This window comes from bacterium (assembly GCA_035529855.1).
Lineage (GTDB): Bacteria > RBG-13-66-14 > B26-G2 > WVWN01 > WVWN01 > WVWN01.
This window is the reverse complement of sequence record DATKVX010000094.1, coordinates 1-2,403: the sequence shown is the minus strand read 5'-3', so window position 1 is coordinate 2,403 and position 2,403 is coordinate 1. Positions and strand designations below refer to the sequence as shown.

General features: G+C 63.8%; 3 protein-coding genes and 1 tRNA gene. 2 read left to right on the top strand and 2 right to left on the bottom strand.

The annotated features are described in order from the left end of the window. The coding region (locus VMX79_10120; protein ID HUV87454.1) for a hypothetical protein at positions 1-375 on the bottom strand (375 nt) is incomplete at its 3' end. Between the two features lie 346 nt (positions 376-721). On the opposite strand from VMX79_10120, the gene VMX79_10115 reads away from it, so the two are divergent. After that, positions 722-794, top strand: a tRNA-Thr gene (locus tag VMX79_10115). A 155-nt stretch (positions 795-949) separates the two neighbouring features. Continuing rightward, positions 950-1,702, top strand: a complete 753-nt coding sequence (locus VMX79_10110) for a hypothetical protein (protein ID HUV87453.1) — start codon at positions 950-952, stop codon at positions 1,700-1,702. A 70-nt stretch (positions 1,703-1,772) separates the two neighbouring features. On the opposite strand, the gene VMX79_10105 is transcribed toward VMX79_10110, so the two are convergent. Next, positions 1,773-2,403 (bottom strand): AgmX/PglI C-terminal domain-containing protein (locus tag VMX79_10105; protein HUV87452.1); only part of this gene is annotated, 631 nt, incomplete at its 5' end.

Below are 2,403 nucleotides of genomic sequence, written 5' to 3'. Positions count from 1 at the left end.
GAGGTAGGCCTTGTTGGCGAGGGCCGTTTGCTTCACCGCGTCCACGAATCGGCCCTCGTCGTACGCCGGCATCATCAGGCGCCGGCAGCCGTCGGCCATGCGGCGCGCGTTGTCGCCCGGGCGGAAGAGGACGATCTCGCCTTCCTTGGTCAACCGCGCCTTCATCCCCTCGAAGAGGGCCTGGCCGTAGTGATAAGCGCCGGCCGCGGGGTGCATCCAGAACTCGCCCACGGCCATCAGGCCGTGGTCGGTCCACGCGCCGCCGGCGTAGCGCGCGACGTACATCTTCTCGGTGGGAGTGAAGGCGAAGCCGAGATTGTCGAAATCTATCTCGGCGGGGGGAACCGGTGCTATGGGCCTTATTTCGAATTCCATACTTTCCCTCGCTGGAGCAAAAGGTTAAAGAGCCGCTCGTGGTCTTCCGCGAAATATAACACGGCCCGCGGCGAAACCCAAGCGAAAATCGTTCGAACGACTCCTGCCGCGAACGCCTGAAACGACGGCGTTTCGCCGCACCATAAGTACGTTTACGACCTTTTTAATTTAACATAAATCGGCCCGTATTTTTGAAGATTCGGAGAGCGTTCCGGCAAACGCGCGACAGTGCTTTTTATTGCGTTTCGTATCCGTGAATTTTTTCCTTGACAGCCGTTTCTAAATGTGTTATAAAACTTATAAATCGGCGGCGACCTGATGTGCTCCCCGAGTAATAAAGTTGTATGCCCACTTAGCTCAGTTGGTAGAGCACATGCATGGTAAGCATGAGGTCGCCAGTTCGACCCTGGCAGTGGGCTAATACCTGATATCCCTAAGACCCCCCCCAATACCCGTGTCGGGCGTCCTTTTGGCCGCCCGGCACAATTTTTTTACCGGCCCTGCGGGCCGGCTTGACTTTTTTTCGGGTTTCAACCATAATCTATATTGGCTCCGGCCTACGGAGGTTCCCTTCGTGATATGGCGTATGTTACCGGCGTTGGGCGTTTCGGCCGCGACGGCTTTCGCAGCCCTCGGCCGGGTGGTGAGCTCTTTTCCCGCTCCCGCCCCGGCGCCCGCGGCCTTAGCCCGGAGCGCGGACCACCTGTACGTATTTTGCTCGACGCCGCTTTATATTTATAAAGTGGACCCGGCGAGCGGTTCGGTCCTCGCGTCGTACCCGGCGCCGTTCGGCATATATACCAAAGGGCTCGACTACCGGTACGGCGGGTACTTGTGGCTCGGCAGCTACGACGTCGATTACGTGTACCAGTGCGGCGAGGCGAGCGGCAGCGTCTACGCCTCCTGGCCGCTGCGCTACAACCTGGACGGCGGCCTGGCGTGCGAAGGGGACCAGAGCCAACCGGGCCTACCCGCGGCCGTCCTCTTCAGCTCCCACTATCCGCGCGCCGTCTGGCGTCAGAGCCTCGGCGGCAGCGTATTATCCACGTTCGCGACGGCCGAGCGTCTCGCCGGCCTGGCGTGGGATTACCGCAACGACGTCTTGTGGGGGTGCGAGGACGCGGCCGGGGATTTCGTCGTGGGATATAATCTCGGCGGCGCGCTCGCGGCGTCCTTCCGCGCGCCGGCGGCGCCGGCGGGGTTGGCCTATCTCGGCGAATACCTGTGGGTTTCCGGCGGGAACGATTTTATATGGCAGGTGGAGTGCCCGGGCGACGTCGGGCTCGAGCCGGCGTCGGTGGGCAAGGTCAAGGCCCTCTTCTACTGAGTGATTAAATCGGAAACGCGAAGCCGCCCGTCGGGCGGCTTTTTTGATATATCGGCGTACGTCGCGGGCGTTAGGTGCCGCTCGCGACGAATACGAACGGGTAGACGACGGTGGACTCGCCCGACGCGCGGGGGAACTTCCAGCTGCGGACGCGCCGCAGTATGCCGGCGCGCAGCTCGGCGCTGCCCACGGTGTCTTCGGCGATCTCGGCGGAGGTCACGTCGCCCCGGCTCGAGATAACGAAACGGACCGTGACCTTGCCGCCGCCCAGGGTGGGGTTGTTCTTCAGCAGGGCGTTGTACTCGCTCTGGATGCCGGCGCGGCGCTTGGTAATCGTTTGATTTATCTGGTCGGTGGTAAGGCGCCGGGCCGGCGCTCGAGGCGTGATGACCTCCGGCGGCCTGGCGGGGGGCGGGGTAGACCGGGGGGGCGCGGCGGGGGCCGCGGGCGCTTCCGCCGGCGCCTCGAACACGATTACGTCTTCGGCCGTCGCCGCGGTTTCGGGCGTCGCCGGGATTTCCTCCGGGACCTTGGCCGCGACGGTCTCGGCGGTAGCCGCGGTCTCCTCGGGTTCTTCCTCCTCGGGCGCGCAGAGGCAGCCGCGGCTGAACAGCAGCGCGCCGACCAAAACGCCCAAGCCGAAGGCCGCGGCGTAGCCGAGCCACTTAGCGCCGGGCCGCTCGCGGGGTCGATAGTAACTG